The sequence below is a fragment of the Nocardia callitridis genome (assembly GCF_039543305.1).
Classification (GTDB): Bacteria; Actinomycetota; Actinomycetes; order Mycobacteriales; family Mycobacteriaceae; genus Nocardia; species Nocardia callitridis.
This window is the reverse complement of the sequence record NZ_BAABJM010000004.1, coordinates 172,661-187,220: the sequence shown is the minus strand read 5'-3', so window position 1 is coordinate 187,220 and position 14,560 is coordinate 172,661. Positions and strand designations below refer to the sequence as shown.

At 65.3% G+C, this 14,560-nt stretch carries 13 protein-coding genes; 2 read left to right on the top strand and 11 right to left on the bottom strand.

What is annotated here, in order from left to right; translation table 11 throughout:
• Positions 1-3 precede the first annotated feature (3 nt).
• The gene (locus ABEA50_RS21190; RefSeq protein ID WP_345497334.1) at positions 4-1,173 is read right to left on the bottom strand and encodes an LLM class flavin-dependent oxidoreductase; all 1,170 of its coding nucleotides are present in this window, start codon (positions 1,171-1,173) and stop codon (positions 4-6) included.
• 399 nt (positions 1,174-1,572) lie between these two features.
• Between ABEA50_RS21190 and ABEA50_RS21185 the strand changes: the two genes are divergently transcribed.
• Complete coding sequence (locus tag ABEA50_RS21185) at positions 1,573-4,194, top strand: LuxR C-terminal-related transcriptional regulator (protein WP_345497333.1); 2,622 nt, start codon at positions 1,573-1,575, stop codon at positions 4,192-4,194.
• A 121-nt stretch (positions 4,195-4,315) separates the two neighbouring features.
• Here ABEA50_RS21185 and ABEA50_RS21180 read toward each other — a convergent pair whose 3' ends face one another.
• Positions 4,316-5,242, bottom strand: coding sequence for a LysR family transcriptional regulator (locus tag ABEA50_RS21180; RefSeq protein ID WP_345497332.1), 927 nt, complete (start codon positions 5,240-5,242; stop codon positions 4,316-4,318).
• Here ABEA50_RS21180 and ABEA50_RS21175 point away from each other — a divergent pair.
• Positions 5,228-5,386, top strand: a complete 159-nt coding sequence (locus ABEA50_RS21175) for a hypothetical protein (RefSeq protein ID WP_345497331.1) — start codon at positions 5,228-5,230, stop codon at positions 5,384-5,386. The genes ABEA50_RS21180 and ABEA50_RS21175 overlap by 15 nt on opposite strands.
• Before the next feature lie 6 nt (positions 5,387-5,392).
• On the opposite strand, the gene ABEA50_RS21170 is transcribed toward ABEA50_RS21175, so the two are convergent.
• The 9 genes from ABEA50_RS21170 to ABEA50_RS21130 all read right to left on the bottom strand — a co-directional run bounded on the left by ABEA50_RS21170 (position 5,393) and on the right by ABEA50_RS21130 (position 14,538).
• Positions 5,393-5,716, bottom strand: coding sequence for a putative quinol monooxygenase (locus ABEA50_RS21170; RefSeq protein WP_345497330.1), 324 nt, complete (start codon positions 5,714-5,716; stop codon positions 5,393-5,395).
• Between the two features lie 92 nt (positions 5,717-5,808).
• Positions 5,809-7,458, bottom strand: a complete 1,650-nt coding sequence (groL, locus tag ABEA50_RS21165) for a chaperonin GroEL (RefSeq protein ID WP_345497329.1) — start codon at positions 7,456-7,458, stop codon at positions 5,809-5,811.
• 35 nt (positions 7,459-7,493) lie between these two features.
• Positions 7,494-8,519, bottom strand: coding sequence for an NAD(P)-dependent alcohol dehydrogenase (locus ABEA50_RS21160; RefSeq protein WP_345497328.1), 1,026 nt, complete (start codon positions 8,517-8,519; stop codon positions 7,494-7,496).
• Entirely contained in the window at positions 8,519-9,247 is a 729-nt protein-coding gene (locus tag ABEA50_RS21155) for an iron-sulfur cluster assembly protein (protein ID WP_345497327.1), read from the bottom strand. Before ABEA50_RS21155 ends, ABEA50_RS21160 begins: the two co-directional genes overlap by 1 nt.
• Before the next feature lies 1 nt (position 9,248).
• Positions 9,249-10,247, bottom strand: a complete 999-nt coding sequence (locus ABEA50_RS21150) for an amidohydrolase family protein (RefSeq protein ID WP_345497326.1) — start codon at positions 10,245-10,247, stop codon at positions 9,249-9,251.
• Between the two features lie 39 nt (positions 10,248-10,286).
• Positions 10,287-10,634, bottom strand: a complete 348-nt coding sequence (gene mimD / locus ABEA50_RS21145) for a propane 2-monooxygenase effector subunit MimD (RefSeq protein ID WP_345497325.1) — start codon at positions 10,632-10,634, stop codon at positions 10,287-10,289.
• Positions 10,631-11,749: an aromatic/alkene monooxygenase hydroxylase subunit beta gene (locus ABEA50_RS21140; RefSeq protein WP_345497324.1), complete on the bottom strand. Its 1,119-nt coding sequence runs from the start codon at positions 11,747-11,749 to the stop codon at positions 10,631-10,633. Before ABEA50_RS21140 ends, mimD begins: the two co-directional genes overlap by 4 nt.
• Positions 11,750-11,772: 23 nt before the next feature.
• The gene (locus ABEA50_RS21135; RefSeq protein ID WP_345497323.1) at positions 11,773-12,825 is read right to left on the bottom strand and encodes an FAD-binding oxidoreductase; all 1,053 of its coding nucleotides are present in this window, start codon (positions 12,823-12,825) and stop codon (positions 11,773-11,775) included.
• Between the two features lie 60 nt (positions 12,826-12,885).
• Positions 12,886-14,538: a ferritin family protein gene (locus ABEA50_RS21130; RefSeq protein ID WP_345497322.1), complete on the bottom strand. Its 1,653-nt coding sequence runs from the start codon at positions 14,536-14,538 to the stop codon at positions 12,886-12,888.
• Between the last annotated feature and the right edge of the window lie 22 nt (positions 14,539-14,560).

Below are 14,560 nucleotides of genomic sequence, written 5' to 3'. Positions count from 1 at the left end.
TGCTCAGCCCCTGCCCAACTCTGCGGTGTACTTCTGTGTCATGTGCTCGACGGCCTTGCGATGCTCGGCCGCCTGTCCTTCGCGCACCGCCTCGGCCCTGGCCGCGGCATCCAGCATCGGCTGCGCCTGACCCTGGAAATGCGGCATGACGTCCTGGGCAAACAGCTCGAAGGAACGTCGTGTGGCCTGGGGATTCGCCCAGTCGTGCCCCTGCACCAGCAGCGTGCCGAAACCGCCGGACTGGTCGATGAGGCGCTGTACCTGACCGCGCGCCTGCTCGGCGGTGCCGATGACACCGATGCCGGAGGAATTGATGAAGTCGATCATCTCGCGTTTGGTATTGCCTCGGACGTCCATCTGCGGGAACGCGGCGACATGCTGGAGGTAGTTGAACCAGTACTCGATGCCGTGCTCGACGTCGCGGTAGGCCTGCTCCTCGGTCTCGGCGAGGTGGAACGGACCGACCAGCCGCCAGGTGGACCGATCCACCTCGTCGCGCCGTCCGGCCTGCTCCGCGAATTCCTCCAGCAGACCCCAATGATGTTGCAGCGCACTGAATCCGTCGGCGGTGAGCGTGGCGGCGATGGACAGCAGCCCGATGCCGTGCTTACCGGCCAGACGCGCACCGGTCGGCGAGGCGATCGCGGCGACCACCACGTCGAACAGCGGGTCGGAGTAGGGCGCCATCTGGATCTTGGCGTCGATGAGTTCGTGGGTGCGGGTCTTCGCCGTCACCGTCTCGCCGCGCAGCAGCCGCATGATGATGTCGGCGTTCTCCGCCAACAATTCTCGGGTGTCGATCTGTGAGAGCCCGAGCATCGCGGCATCGGTCGGCAATGAACCGGGCCCGAGACCGAACAGCGCCCTGCCTCGGGTGAGGTGATCCAGCATCACCATCCGCTCGGCCGCCCACAGCGGGTTGTGATACGACACCGAGGTCACGCCGGTCCCCAGCTTGATGCGGCTGGTTTGTTCACCCGCGGCGGCGATCATGATCTCCGGGGACGCGTAGATCTCCGCACCCGCCGAGTGGTGCTCACCGAACCACGCCTCGTCATAGCCGAGGTCCTCCAGGTATCGCACCAACTCGATGTCCCGGCGCAGCAGCAGGGTGGGATTCTGCCCCGGCCGGTGGATAGGTGCCAAGAAAATGCCGAACTTCAAGCGGCTCACAACGCGCTCCCTCTGTGATCGGGGTTACAACGGAATGTCACCTTATGAGCGGGCGACAGCGGCGGGACAGTCCGCGAAAGTAGACATTCGGTCCGCACTCGTGCCGGTCTCCACGCGGTCGGCGGCGGAGAGACACGGCCGAAACAGTCATAGACATTCGCTATTATCAGCGGGTTGTCATCGCACTCCTGACACCGACCGCAGAATCACTACGTACCAGGCCGCGGCACCCGCCGCGCGACCCCCGAATCAAGAACAGGCACGTGAAAGCCACTCGGTGCCCGCAGCACGATCGCCGCACCCAGCCATCGGTGACACATCCTGACCCCCCTGGTTGCGATCTCGACACCCTCCGGAGGACAGTGATCCAGATCTCAGCTAGTGCGATGGTGGAGGACGATGAACGCCGACGAATGGTCCGAGATTCGCCGGTGCCACGAGGCCGGTGAGTCGATCAAGGGCATCGCAGCGCGGATGCGGATGTCGCGCAACACCGTTCGTCGCGCACTCGCGCTGAACGCCGCACCCGACGATCATCGCAGCCGGGTGGGAAAGTGCGCCGACACCGTCGACGCGCAGGTGCGCGAGCTGTTGATCCAGGACCAGGGCATCACGATCGCCGAAATCGGCCGACGCGTGCATTGGAGCCGCTCCAGGACCGCCCTGGCCAGGAAAGTCAGCGAGGTCCGCGCCGAACTGGCGCACTCCAACACCACATCCAGCCGGATCGCGGCGGGGGTATTGCCCACCCCCGCAACCAAATTCGTCGGACGACGCACCGAGTTGCGGGAACTTCGGCGCTTACTCGGGGACAACCGGCTGGTCAGCATTATCGGACCGGGTGGCGCGGGCAAGACCCGCCTGTCCATCGAGGCCGCACACGAGTTCCGGCGCGCCTTCCCCGACGGCGTGCGGTTCATCGAATTCGCCGCCGTCCGTACGGCTTCGCTGCTCGCACAGGTCGCCTGCGACGCCCTCGCTTTGGAAAACCGCGAGGCGCACAACCGTTCACCCGAACAGGTATTGACCGAGTACCTGCGCGACCGCCGCATGCTGCTGATCCTCGATAACTGCGAGCACGTCATCGACGGCGCCGCCGCCTTGGCCGACCGCCTGTTGTCGGCCACCTCCACCCTGCGCATCCTCACCACCACCCGCGAACACCTCGCCATCCCCAGCGAGTACGCCTTCCACCTGCCACCGCTGCCGACACATGACGAGAACGGCTCCGGCGCAGTGGAACTGTTCACCGCCCGCGCCGCGGCGGTGCTCTCCGGATTCGAGCTGACCGACCGCAATGTCGACGCGGTGGAACGAATCTGCGAGCAACTCGACGGCCTGCCCTTGGCCATCGAACTCGCCTGCGCCCGGCTCACCGTGCTGTCGCTCGACGACCTGTCCGACCTCATCGTGCACCGGCCCGCCGCGCTCACCGCGAGCGCACGAACGGGCCCGCCGCGACACCGCAGCCTGCCCTCGGCGATCGGCTGGAGTTATGACCTGTGCTCCCCCACCGAACGCGCGTTGTGGGCGCGACTATCGATATTTCCCGCCGGGTTCACCCTGTCGATGGCCGAAAAGGTCTGCGCCGACATCTATCCCGCCAAGGACACCATCATGGACACGCTCGCGGCCTTGGTGACGAAATCGGTGGTGGTCCGGGAGAAATACGAAGAGCACGTGCGATTTCGGATGTTGGAGTCGATTCGCGAGTACGGCCACAACCACCTCTCACCGAGCGAACGCGGTCAGCTGCACACCAGGCTGCTCGCGTGGTGTGGCGAGACCATCGCCGCGACCGCGCGACACTGGCACGGACCCGATCAGATCCGGCACGTCGACATCATCAAACACAATCGTGGCAATATCCGCGCCGCCTTCGGCGCGGCCATGTCCGCACCCGACGACCGCTGCGCCGTTCGCACCTGCGTCGAGGCGCTGACTTCGTCGATGTTCCTGTGGGCGTGTGGAATCTCGGTGCGCGAGCACCGGATGTGGTTGACCCGCGCCCTCGCCCTTCCCGATATCGATGCGAGCGCACGCGGTCGGGTACTGCTCGTGCTCGCGCTGGTCCAGACATTGCAGGGCGATCGGGAATCGGCCGAATACTCGCTGTATCGGGCGCGCGGGATCGCCGAGGAGATCGGCGCCACCGACCTCGCCGCCACCGCGACGCACATCGGTGGTTTACGCGACATGTTCGCCGGCGACCTCGTCGCGGCACGGGCGAGCATGACCGACGCCGAGCGTCGCTACGACGAACACCGCGCACCCGCCGACCTGGTCGCCATGCTGCGCATCCACCAGGGCATGCTGCTCAGCGCGGCCGATGAGATCGATTCCGCCGGCGCGCTTTTCGAGCAGGTATACGTCGAGACGGCCGCACTGGGTGAGCGTTGGTTTCACTCCTACGCGGCCTACGGCCTCGGCCTCACCGCGCTGCTGCGCGGCGACCACACCCGCGCCCGCGATCTCGCGATCCACGGGCTACGCATCCAACAGTCCTTCGGTGACGTCCTCGGCACCACGCTCATGACCGACCTGCTCGGCTGGGCATCGGCCGAGCTGGGCGCCGACGGCCGCGCGGCGGTCATGCTCGGTGCGGCGTCGTCGATGTGGGACTCGATCGGCCAGCAGCTCTACGGCTCGAAGCGGTGGATCGCCTTGCGCGCCAAGGCCGTCGACACCACCAGGCATCGGGTGGGGGACGCGGCGTTCCAGAAGTACTGGGACGAGGGCAGGTCCATGTCGACCTCGGATATCCTCGATTTCATCTTCGATCGCCACGGCGAGACCGCGGTCGTACCCACCGCGATGGCGTCGGCGGGCCCCTATCATCGAGCGGGTCTGACCGCGCGCGAACGGGAAGTCGCCGACTACGTGGTCGCGGGGATGACGAACCGGCAGATCGCCGAACGACTGGTGCTGTCAACCAGGACGGTCGAGGGCCACGTCGAACACCTGCTGCGCAAATTGGGTCTGCAACGCAGAGGCGAGCTCGCCACCACCGCGCCCCGATGAACGGTCGTCCTCATCGGCCGCCGCGACACCCCGCTCCCCGATACCCGAGGCATCAAAGAACAGGTCGAGATCCGGCCCGCATCGCGGAGGTCCGGCGAATGACGCGGGGGCAGAACCTGATTCAGGCAACCTCCGCCTGACCATCGACCGTCGACACCACCGCCGCACCCGGCACGGAATCCGACCAGTCCTCCTGACGCAGCAGTTCGAGCAGTACCGTCTCCGCGGGACCCGCTTCGTGCCGCGTCACGGCCACCACCGGCTGGGATACCGCGGGAAACACCGGACGCATCAGGTGCTCGTGACCGGCGGGAACCGCGGAGGCGGGCACGAGCGTCACACCGAGCCCGTGCGCGGCCCACCGCACCGCCGTCGCGGTCTGCGAAACCCGAGCGACCGGCGTCGGGGTCAGATCATGCCCTCGCAGCACCGCAAGCAAGACGGCGTCGAGCGCGCTGTCGCGCCCGAACCGCACCCACGGCTCCTGAGCCAACTCCCGCAATTCCACCCGCTCCGCCGCCAACAAACGGTGCCCGGTACCGAGCACCACGACGAACTCCTCCTCGCCGAGTCGGTAGGCGTCCTCGGGTGTGCGCGCACACGCCGCCATCAGCGCCAGATCCAGCACACCCCGACGGCCCAGTTGTTCGAGTTCGGCCGAACCGGGCTCCTCGAAGACGGTGACCTCCAGTCGAGGAAACCGCCGATGCAGCGCGCCGAGCGCGCCGGGCAACTGCCGCGTCCCGAAACCCAATTGGACCGCAACCACCAGCTCACCGACCAACTCGTCGGCACCGGCCCGCGCCGTGGCCCGCGCCCGCCGCGACGCGCGCACCGCGACCTCCGCTTCCCGCAGAAACGCACGGCCGACCACGGTCGCCACCAGCCCGGTCGGCGTGCGCGCGAACAGTTGCACGCCCAGCTCCCGCTCCAAGCTGCGAATCTGCTGGGACATCGAGGGTTGCGCGACACGCAGCCGCTGCGCCGCCGCGGTCACCGACCCCTCCTCGGCGACGGCCAAGGCGTACTCGTATTGCCGAAGACTCATGCGCAGTACACCGCCGTCGCGACCATGATTATTCCGCCGTCGATCGAGCACCCCGAAGGCTCGGGATCGCCTCGACTCAGCATCGATGCCAACGCGGGCGCCTTCGTCGATACCGCCGGATTCACCTGGCAGACACCGGCCTGACTCCGGCTACGGCACGGCCAGCTCCGCCATGTCCGACCACCCGGTGGCGTCGATGTTCTGGCTGATGATCTTCGGGGTGGCGGCCAGCGCCTGCGGCAGATGCCGCATGGCCGTGGCGAAGTGTTCGCTACCGACGTGGTCGGCGCCCGCTTGTTCGTCCCGGAAACCTTCCACCAGAACATATTCGGTCGGGTCATCGACGCTACGCGACCACTCGTACCACAGGTTTCCCTGCTCGGCGCGGGTCGCGGTGGTGAAGGCGTCGACGTGCTCGAGCCAGCGTTCGGCCCATTCGGGCTTGGTCTTGAACTTCACGACGATGAAGATCATCTTTTCCTCCTGCGGTGCGTCGGGCCGCCGCGACACAGCCCGACCACCTGGTGCGCGGGCGGTGCGCGCGACGAACATCCCATTGTCGACGATCAGTAGATGTTGGAGGGCCGAACCAGCCCCTCGGCGAGGTCACCGAATCCCGGTGCCATGATCGCACCGGGGTTGACCATGATTTCCTCGACGATCAGCGTTTCGGTGGTCAACAGCAGCGCCGCGATCGAGGCGGCACTGCGCAGCGCCGACCTGGTGACCTCGACCGGGTCGATCACCCCGGCTTCGAACATGTCGACGTAGCTGTCGGTGAGCGCGTTGAACCCGTGTCCGACAGGAAGATTCGCCACCTTCTCGACCGCCTCGTCACCGTCGTATCCCGCGTTGACGGCGATCCACCGCAGCGGCTCCTCGACGGCACGGCGCACGATCTCTCTCCCCTCCGCGGCGTCGCCGGTGAGCTCGAGCAGATCGAGCACCGATTGCGATTGCAGCAGCGCGGTGCCGCCACCGGCCACCACACCGTCGGCCATGGCCGCGCGGGTGGCCGACAACGAGTCCTCGACCCGGTGCAACTTCTCCCGCAGCTCCACATCGGTGGCGGCGCCGACATGGATCACCGCGACCGAGCCGGAAAGCCGTGCGATCCGCAACCGCAGATTGTCCTGGTCGTGTTCGTTGTCGGTGCGTTCGAGCTCGCGCTCGAGTTGCGCGATCCGCGCCAGGGCTTCCTCGGGAGATCCGGCACCGTCGACCATCGTGGTGGCGCGTTCGGTGACGGTCACCCTGCGTGCCCGGCCGAGATGTTCGACGCGCACGTTCTCCAACGCCACCCCGGAATCCGCACTCACCACGGTCGCGCCGAGCAGCGCGGCGAGGTCCTCCAACTCGGCCACCCGCCGATGGCCGAAGCCGGGCGCGCGCACCACCACCGAGCGGAAAGTGTCGTGGACGGTATTGGTCACCAACATGCTCAGCGCTGGACCGTCCATGTTCTCGCACAGGATCACCAGCGGCCGCTGCGCGCGCTGGACCTGTTCCAGTACCGGCATGAGGGTCTGCACCGTCGAGATCTTCTGATTGGTGAGCAGCACGAAGGCGTCGTCGAGCACCGCCTCCATCCGATCCTTGTCGGTGACGAAGTACGGCGAGAGGTAGCCGTGGTCGAACTCGATGCCGTCGATGTAGTCGAGGCCGAGGCCGATCCGTGGGGTCTCCTCCACGCTGACCACGCCGTTGACCCCGACCTTCCACAGCGCCTCCGCGATCACGTCACCGATCTCGGTGTCGTTGTTGGCCGAGAGCATCGCGACATGACGCAGACCGGTCTCGTCGTCGACGCGACGGCTGCGTTCGCCGAGCAATTCGATCACCGCGGTCGTGGCGCGTTCGATCCCGCGTTTGAGTTGAATCGGGTTCGCGCCGTCGGCGACGGCGCGCAAGCCCTCCCGAATCATCGCCTGGGCCAGGACGGTAGCCGTGGTGGTGCCGTCACCCGCGACACCGTTTGTCTTGGTGGCCACCTCCTTGACCAGCTGCGCGCCCATATTGGCGAACGGATCGCGCAGCTGGATCTCCTTGGCGATGGTGACCCCGTCATTGGTGATCGTCGGTGCGCCGGTGAGCTTCTCCAGCACCGCGTTGCGCCCCTTCGGCCCGAGTGTCACCTTCACCGCGTCCGCGACCGCGTTGACCCCGTATTCGAGCAGTTCCCTGGCATTCGCGCCGAAGCGCAGTTCCTTCGCCATCTCGCATCTCCACCGTTCTGTGCTGAATCATTCTGTTACGGAACGAGAACCGCTCTACCTCGGACGCGCCCTGCGGCGAGATCGTCCAGTGCGGTGGCGAACTCGTGCATCGGATATTTCGCGGTGTGCAGGCGCACCCGGTCCTGCGCGGCGAGCACCATCAGTTCCACCAGGTCGGTGTAGGAACCCACCAGGTTGCCGACGAAGTTGATCTCGGCCGAGATGATGTCGATGGTGGGGACCGTGAGCGCGCCGCCGTAGCCGACGACGTAGTAGCTGCCAGCGCGACGCAGCATGGCGACTCCGGCTTCGAGGGCGCCACCTTCGCCGACGAAGTCGATCACGGCCTCCGCACCGTTGCCCGCCGTGAGGTCGCGCACGGCCGCGGCCTCGTCGCCGTCGGCGAGCACCGTATGGTGCGCGCCGAGGTCGGCGGCCAAGGCGAGTGCGTCGGATGAACGGTCGACCACGATCATCCGCGCGGCCGACAACGCGGCGAACACCTGAATGCCGATGTGCCCGAGCCCGCCGGCGCCGATCAGGACAGCCGTGTCACCCGGCCTCAGGTGCCGCGCCGCCTTGGCGACCGCGTGATAGGCGGTCAGTCCCGCATCGGCGAGCGCCGCGACATCGGCGGGAGCCAGCGTGGGATCGAGTCCCACCACCGCGCGAGCATTGGTGCGCAGATATTCGGCGTAGCCGCCGTCGGCGTCGATGCCGGGGAATCGCGAAGTGTCGCAGTGCACGTCGTCACCGGATCGACACGCGCGGCACAGCCCACAGGTCACCAGCGGGTGCAGGATAACGGGGTCGCCGACACGGAGCCCGGTGACCGCCGATCCCACCTCCTGCACCCACCCCGCGTTCTCGTGACCGATCGTGTACGGCAGGGCCACACCGCTTTTGGCCTCCCATTGCCCCTCGATGATGTGCAGATCGGTGCGACACACCCCGGCACCGCCGACCCGCACGATCACATCCAGCGGCGACTCGATCTTCGGGTCGGGGACCTCGACCAGTTCGGGTTTCGTGTCGTATGCGGCCAGCCGCACGGCTTTCATCACGCCGCTCCGTTCCGCGCGGACGCGCTGTCGTCGCCATAGCGCGTGGCGAGCAGGCCACGACACAGGTGGGCATTGCCCTCGATGCTGACCCGCACCGCACGGGCGTAACTGAGGCGCAGGGCGAGATCGCCGGATTTCACCGGAATGCCGTCGTCGCCGACCAGCAGCGACGACTCCGGCGCGGTATCGAGTCCGATCGCCGCGCGTCGACGCTCCAACGAGGTGCGCTCGACGCCTTCGGGAACATCGCCGAGGGTCAGCAGCAGCGGCGCGGGCTCCATCCGCCCCGCCGCCGACAATCGCCGCACGACCCGTTCCAGCGCCGCGATATACGCCTTGCGCTGGAAGGTTTTTCGCAGCTCGTCGAGTTCCTCGGCCGCCTCACCGGGAAAACTTCCGGTGAATCCCGTCGCCCGTTCGACACCGGCATTGATCTGATCCGCGGCGAAATGATCCTCCAATATCACGCGGACCGTGCCGGTTTCGGGAACGGCCGCGGCGACATCGTGTGCGTCCGCCACCATCAGATAGGCGAAATTGGGTGCGCAGAAGTACGCGGGTAACCGCAGCCGGATGGTGACATCGCCCTCGACCACCCGCACCTCGGTCACGAACCGCAACGCCGTGATCGACTCGGCCAACTCGGGGTCTTGCACCGCATCCAGTGCGGCCCACACTTTCCGCTCGATGGTCGTCACCGTCGCGTACGCATGCTCGGTGGCCATCTCAGATCACCGCCGGTTGCGCCAGCGCCAACTCGGCCGGTACGTCGATGTCGTACATGGCGGCGGCGTTCAATCCGAGGATCTTCTTCTTCTGCGCGACCGTGATCGGCGTGTATTCGGTCATGTCCGCCGGGATCTGGAAATCGACGAACTTCTCGATCAACCACCGGGGCGTCCACAGTGCGTAATCGCTGGAGAACTGGATGCGATCCTCGTCGAGCCAGTACAGCAACTCCCCCATGATCTGCGCGAAATACCGTGGCCGCGAATGGATGAACGGGATCGCCACGGCCAACCCCGCGTGCACATTGGGCTCCTGGGTGGCGATCCAGCAGAAGTCCTCCAGCCGAGGCAGGCCACAGTGTTCGACGACGAAGTTGAGGTCCGTGAAGTCGGTGGCGACCTTGTCCACGTCAGCCACATCGAAGGCATCGCGATCGAGTGGACGAATCGTCGGACCCTTGTGGATATGAATATTGGTGATACCGAGCGTCCGGCACGCCTCGAGATATCGGTAGCACCACGGGTCGTCGAGCTTGTATCCGCGCGAATCACCGCGCCATTCGGCGGTATACAGCTTGATCCCCTTGAGACCGAAGCGTTCGGCGTCGCGGTGCAGCTGATCGAGTCCTTCTTGCCCCGCACGCGGGTCGAAGTAATGGTTGTAGGTCAGCTTGTCGGGGTGGCGCCGGGTGAGCGCGAACGCTTCCTCGGTCTGCCCGAACCCGTTGCGGTAGAACTCGCCGAGGCGCGCGGGTTGGAAGATCGCGTGGTCGACGTAGCCGTCCTCGAACAGGTCCTTCATCAACCGGTCGCCGCCCTGATACAGGTACTCCTCGTAGGACCACACCTGCGACTCGGGGCTCAGATTGCGGTGATAGTCGTAGAAGCAGTCGATGAACTGCTTGCCGTGAATGTTGCGTTGATTCTGCTCGCGCGCGTCCCAGAGGGCGACGTGCGCGTCGACGATGAAATACTTCTCGCCGTCTTTCTCATACATGAGGTACTCCGTCCACGAGGTTTCGTTCGCTTCGCTGCCTTACACCGGTTTCAGGTCGAAATCGATGTACTCGGCGGCGTCCTCCGGATTGGCGAAAAGCATGGTGCGGTCGTCGAAGTGGACCATCCGCCCATAATGGGTGGACATGATCTCCTCGAAGTCCGACAGCGCGAAATCCGCGCCGAGCGCATCGGTGATCTCGTCGAAATCGAAGGTCAGTACGCGGTGTCCGTCCACGCGGATCATCGACGGATACTCGGTGATCGAGACCCCTTCCTTGGCGCCCATCACCTCGGCGACGACGTAGCCGTTCTGATTGTTCATCAGGGTGACCCCACATTTGTTGGACGATCCGACACCGGCGCCGAATTCCATGGCAGTACTCATCGGTTCAACTCCTCGGGCAGTTCCAGATCCAGGTCGGCGAGCACGCTGCGCAGGCCGTGTAAGGCCACATCGAACGACTCCGCGAATTCCACGGTGCGTTCCTGCGGCTGCGACCAGATCGGTTGCAGCGCACGCGCCGCGTCGATGCTCAATGGCACCCAGGTGCGCAACCACCCGTTCAGTACTTCCCTGTTGTGGTCGCGGTGTTCGTCGTCGCGGGTGAGCAACACGAACAACGCGCGGGTGTAGGCGAGGTCGCGGTTGTAGTCGTGTTCGCCGGAGCCGACGATGCTCGGGGTGACGTAGTCGCCGTTGCGGGCGGCGATCTGCATCAACAGGTGACTGCGGAACAGCACGCCGACCAGTTGTTCGAACACGATATTCGTCGCGAACAACGCCTCGGCCCAATCGCTGGCGGCGGTGAGCAATTCGACATTGCGCCGAACCCCTTGCCACACCGGATCGTCTTGCCACACTTCGCGATGCGCGGATCCCTGGAAGCCGTCGAGCACGTCGCCGAGTTCCAGATTGTAGAGCGCGAGGTCCTGGGCGAAACGCAGCTTGTGCGCGCTGTTCACCGCGACCGCGGTATTGATCATATTGGTCGGCCCCGACCGCTGCACCGCGGTGAATACGTGCAGGCCGAGTCCGTTCTCGGCGTGCATCCAAGCGCCGAGATTGCGCTCGACGAATTTCGACCACGCCGGGGTCCACGAATCGTAGGCGTCGGCGAGCGCGGCATTGGCGAGATTGCGTTGGACCTGACGCACCGCGTTCGCGTTGTTGCGGAAGATCGTCTGCTCCCACTCCTCGTTGGGATCGCGGAACCGATGCCAGTCAACGGATTTCAGTGCGGTCCAGTCCTGCGGGTAACCGCCGGGACCGTCGGCGAAGCCATAGAGCCACCCCTGGCTCAGGTGCCGCTCGGGATCGGGTTGGACATCGAAGGTGACGTCCTCGTAGGTGGTCGCCCGCAATTTCGCCGGCTCGAAATAGTTGTAGCTGCGGCTGCGCGAACTGGGAAACTCCAGTGCGCCCGCCTCGGCGTCGGTGAACTGCGGCTTCGGAAAACTACGTTCCGCGGCCGTCCCCGGCTCTGCGGTAGATGCGCTCATCTCGATACTCTCTTTTCTCGAATTCAGTTCGGCGGAACCGTCGTGGTGAATTTGTCGAAGTAGATCCGTTCGCGGGCAGCGCCTTTGGCCTCCACCGTCGCCATCGCCGCCTCGACCATCGGTGGCGGTCCGCACACGTAGACCTCGGCCGCGGCGAGGTCGGATTCGCGCCGGTCCACCACCTCGGTGACCAAGCCGGTGTCCCCCTCGACGACACCCAGCGCCGCCCAGTCCGGGTCCGTCTGCTCCGACAGCACGGGAACGAAGACGAAGTCGACCAGTCGCCGACCCAATTCCGCGATCTCGGGCAACAAGAACAGGTCGGCGGCGGTGCGGGCGCCGTAGTAGAAATGGACCCGCCTGGTACTACCGATCTCGGTGAGGTGGCGCAGCAGCGCGAGGATCGGCGCCATCCCCGCACCACCACCGACGCAGACGATGTCGCGTTCGGAATCCTTCTTGAGGGTGAAGGCGCCGTAGGGCCCGCGCAACGACAACTCGTCGCCGACGCGCAGCTCGTTGGTCAACAACCCCGAAAATCGGCCGCCCGGATAACATTTGATGAGGAACTGCACGCGGCCCTGCTCGGTCGGCGTCGTCGCCATCGAGAACGATCGGTGCTCCTCGGTGCCGGGAATCAGCAGATCCGAGTACTGACCGGGCCGGAACTCGTAACGAGTCGGCTCGAGCAGTTCCAGTTCCAATGCGACGATATCCCCGGTCAGGTTCGTCAATCGATGGATGCGCGTGCGCAGGTTCTGCAACGGCACCGCGTTGCGCAGTTCGTCCTCGTCGAAATTGATCAGCTCGATCTCGCAGTCGCTGTAGGCATGCGACTTACACAGCAGGACATACCCTTCCTCGCTCTCGTAGTCCGCCAGCGCGAACGTGGAGTAACGATCCATCTGGATATCCCCGTCGAGCAGAAACGACTTGCACGCCGAGCACTGGCCCTCGCGGCACCCGTGCATGAGCGAAACCCCCTGCCGGAAGGCCGCGTCCAGAATGGTTTCCTGCTCCTGCACCTCGATCTCGAGATCCACCGGTTCGAATCTGATGCGGTGGTTTTCACCCATGGCAGTGCCCCTTTCCCGCGTGCCTGCCTCGGCCGGGCCGCCAGCGACCCGGCCGATCGGTCATCGCGCCGATGACGCCGGCCTGCCGCCCGGCCCGCCCGCGGTGTATTCGGCGAGGTGCGCGGCGCGCTCGGCGTCGGACATCTCGTTCAGCAACACGTTCGGACTCTGGAAATTGATGCCGCGTAGATCGTCGAGCGTCCACAGCTTCTTCGGGTCGTCGAGATCCAGATGTGGTTGTGGGATCAGCGTTTTCCCGTCGTCACGCACGTACCCGAGACCCCGCACCACTTCGGCGAGATCCTGGTTGTGGTGCAACGTCTCCCATTCCCTGTCCCCGGTGAGCCGGCCCATGTTCGGCGTCGGCCTACCCTCGTACTCCGGACGGAACGCCTTGATGTCGGTCCACGCGCAGGTTTCCGAGCAATAGGTGCGCCACTGGCCGTCGACCTTCTCGGTGACCATGTCCTCACGAATCAGGCACGGCACCATGCAGGTCCAGCAACGATGCGGGTACACGTAGTCGACGTCCTCGAAGGCGATCGGCTTATTGCGTCCCGGATACCGCAGCCGGTTGTAGTTCTCCCACCACTTGCCGTACTTGTTGTACCAACCGGGGTACTTGTGCTCGAACCACTCGAAGTCCTGGTCGGTCATCGGGTCGATCCGCCAATAGTTCACCGGCCAGCCGGTCGCGAAGAACTGCGCGACCTCGTGCACATACCCCTTGTTCACGATGCGATTCCACGATTCCTCGACCAGGTCGTGCGGGATCTTCAGCCCGTACTTCTCCAGCGGAATCAGGTAGCTGCGGTAGTAGTCGTCGTAGATCCAGCGCCGCCACATCTCGGCGTAGCTGTCGCGATCCTTGCGCCGGTCCTTGGTGCCGTATTCGATGAACGTGCCGATCGCGGCGTCCACCACGCAATGGTTGTTCCACCACGCGTAGCGCAGGTCGCGTTCGAGCAACTGCCGGTTGTTCTCGTCGGCCAGCGCCATCAGCAGAATCGAATAGCCGTTGGAGATGTGGCGGGACTCATCGGACTGCACCGAATGGAACACCGTGGGCAGCAGGTAATCGCCATTGGCCGCCGCCTCGGAGGGCATCGCCACGAAAAGCGTGTTGGTGAACGCGGTTTCGGCGACCACGGTGAGATAGATATTCGCCGCGGTGATCGCGTCGCCGGTGATGAACCCCTCGCCGAACTGGCGGCCGATGGTGCCCGCGTAATTGTTGGCGAACGCCTTCTCACTCACATCGAACCCCGCGGGGTCGATGTAGTGATTCATGTAGAGGCGCTTGAGGTTCATCTGAATCGTCGAGTGCCGCACCTCGTCGATCATCTGAACCGCGAGTCCGTTGTGGATCTCCGGATTCGGGACCGCGTCGATGGCCATCGGCATCGCTCGCGCCGCCGAGATCTCCGGGAAGGGGATGATCGACAAGAACAGCTTCTGCCACTCCATCCAGCGCTGCTGTACCTGCCGGAACATGTTGCCGCGGATGGCGCCGTCCATCGCGCCGAACACCCGGTTGTCCTTCTCCTCCTCCATCGGGAAGTAGGAGCGCAGGATCTGCTTGAGCGGATCCTTCTTCGGCGCCTTGTCGAAGGTGTAGTCGGTGCCGAACCGGGTCGCCGGGGTCGCGAAGGTCGGCTCCCAGGACAGTTCGGTGATCTTCTGATGGGCCTTGCTGAGACTCTGTCTGCTCAACGTCTTCCTCCTGATGCGGTAG

Coding starts and splice junctions, on each gene's coding strand:
- ABEA50_RS21135 (WP_345497323.1), bottom strand. CDS start 12,825: ATGGGTGAAAACCACCGCATCAGATTCGAACCGGTGGATCTCGAGATC.
- ABEA50_RS21155 (WP_345497327.1), bottom strand. CDS start 9,247: ATGGCCACCGAGCATGCGTACGCGACGGTGACGACCATCGAGCGGAAA.
- ABEA50_RS21160 (WP_345497328.1), bottom strand. CDS start 8,519: ATGAAAGCCGTGCGGCTGGCCGCATACGACACGAAACCCGAACTGGTC.
- mimD (WP_345497325.1), bottom strand. CDS start 10,634: ATGAGTACTGCCATGGAATTCGGCGCCGGTGTCGGATCGTCCAACAAA.
- ABEA50_RS21170 (WP_345497330.1), bottom strand. CDS start 5,716: ATGATCTTCATCGTCGTGAAGTTCAAGACCAAGCCCGAATGGGCCGAA.
- groL (WP_345497329.1), bottom strand. CDS start 7,458: ATGGCGAAGGAACTGCGCTTCGGCGCGAATGCCAGGGAACTGCTCGAA.
- ABEA50_RS21140 (WP_345497324.1), bottom strand. CDS start 11,749: ATGAGCGCATCTACCGCAGAGCCGGGGACGGCCGCGGAACGTAGTTTT.
- ABEA50_RS21185 (WP_345497333.1), top strand. CDS start 1,573: ATGAACGCCGACGAATGGTCCGAGATTCGCCGGTGCCACGAGGCCGGT.
- ABEA50_RS21150 (WP_345497326.1), bottom strand. CDS start 10,247: ATGTATGAGAAAGACGGCGAGAAGTATTTCATCGTCGACGCGCACGTC.
- ABEA50_RS21180 (WP_345497332.1), bottom strand. CDS start 5,242: ATGAGTCTTCGGCAATACGAGTACGCCTTGGCCGTCGCCGAGGAGGGG.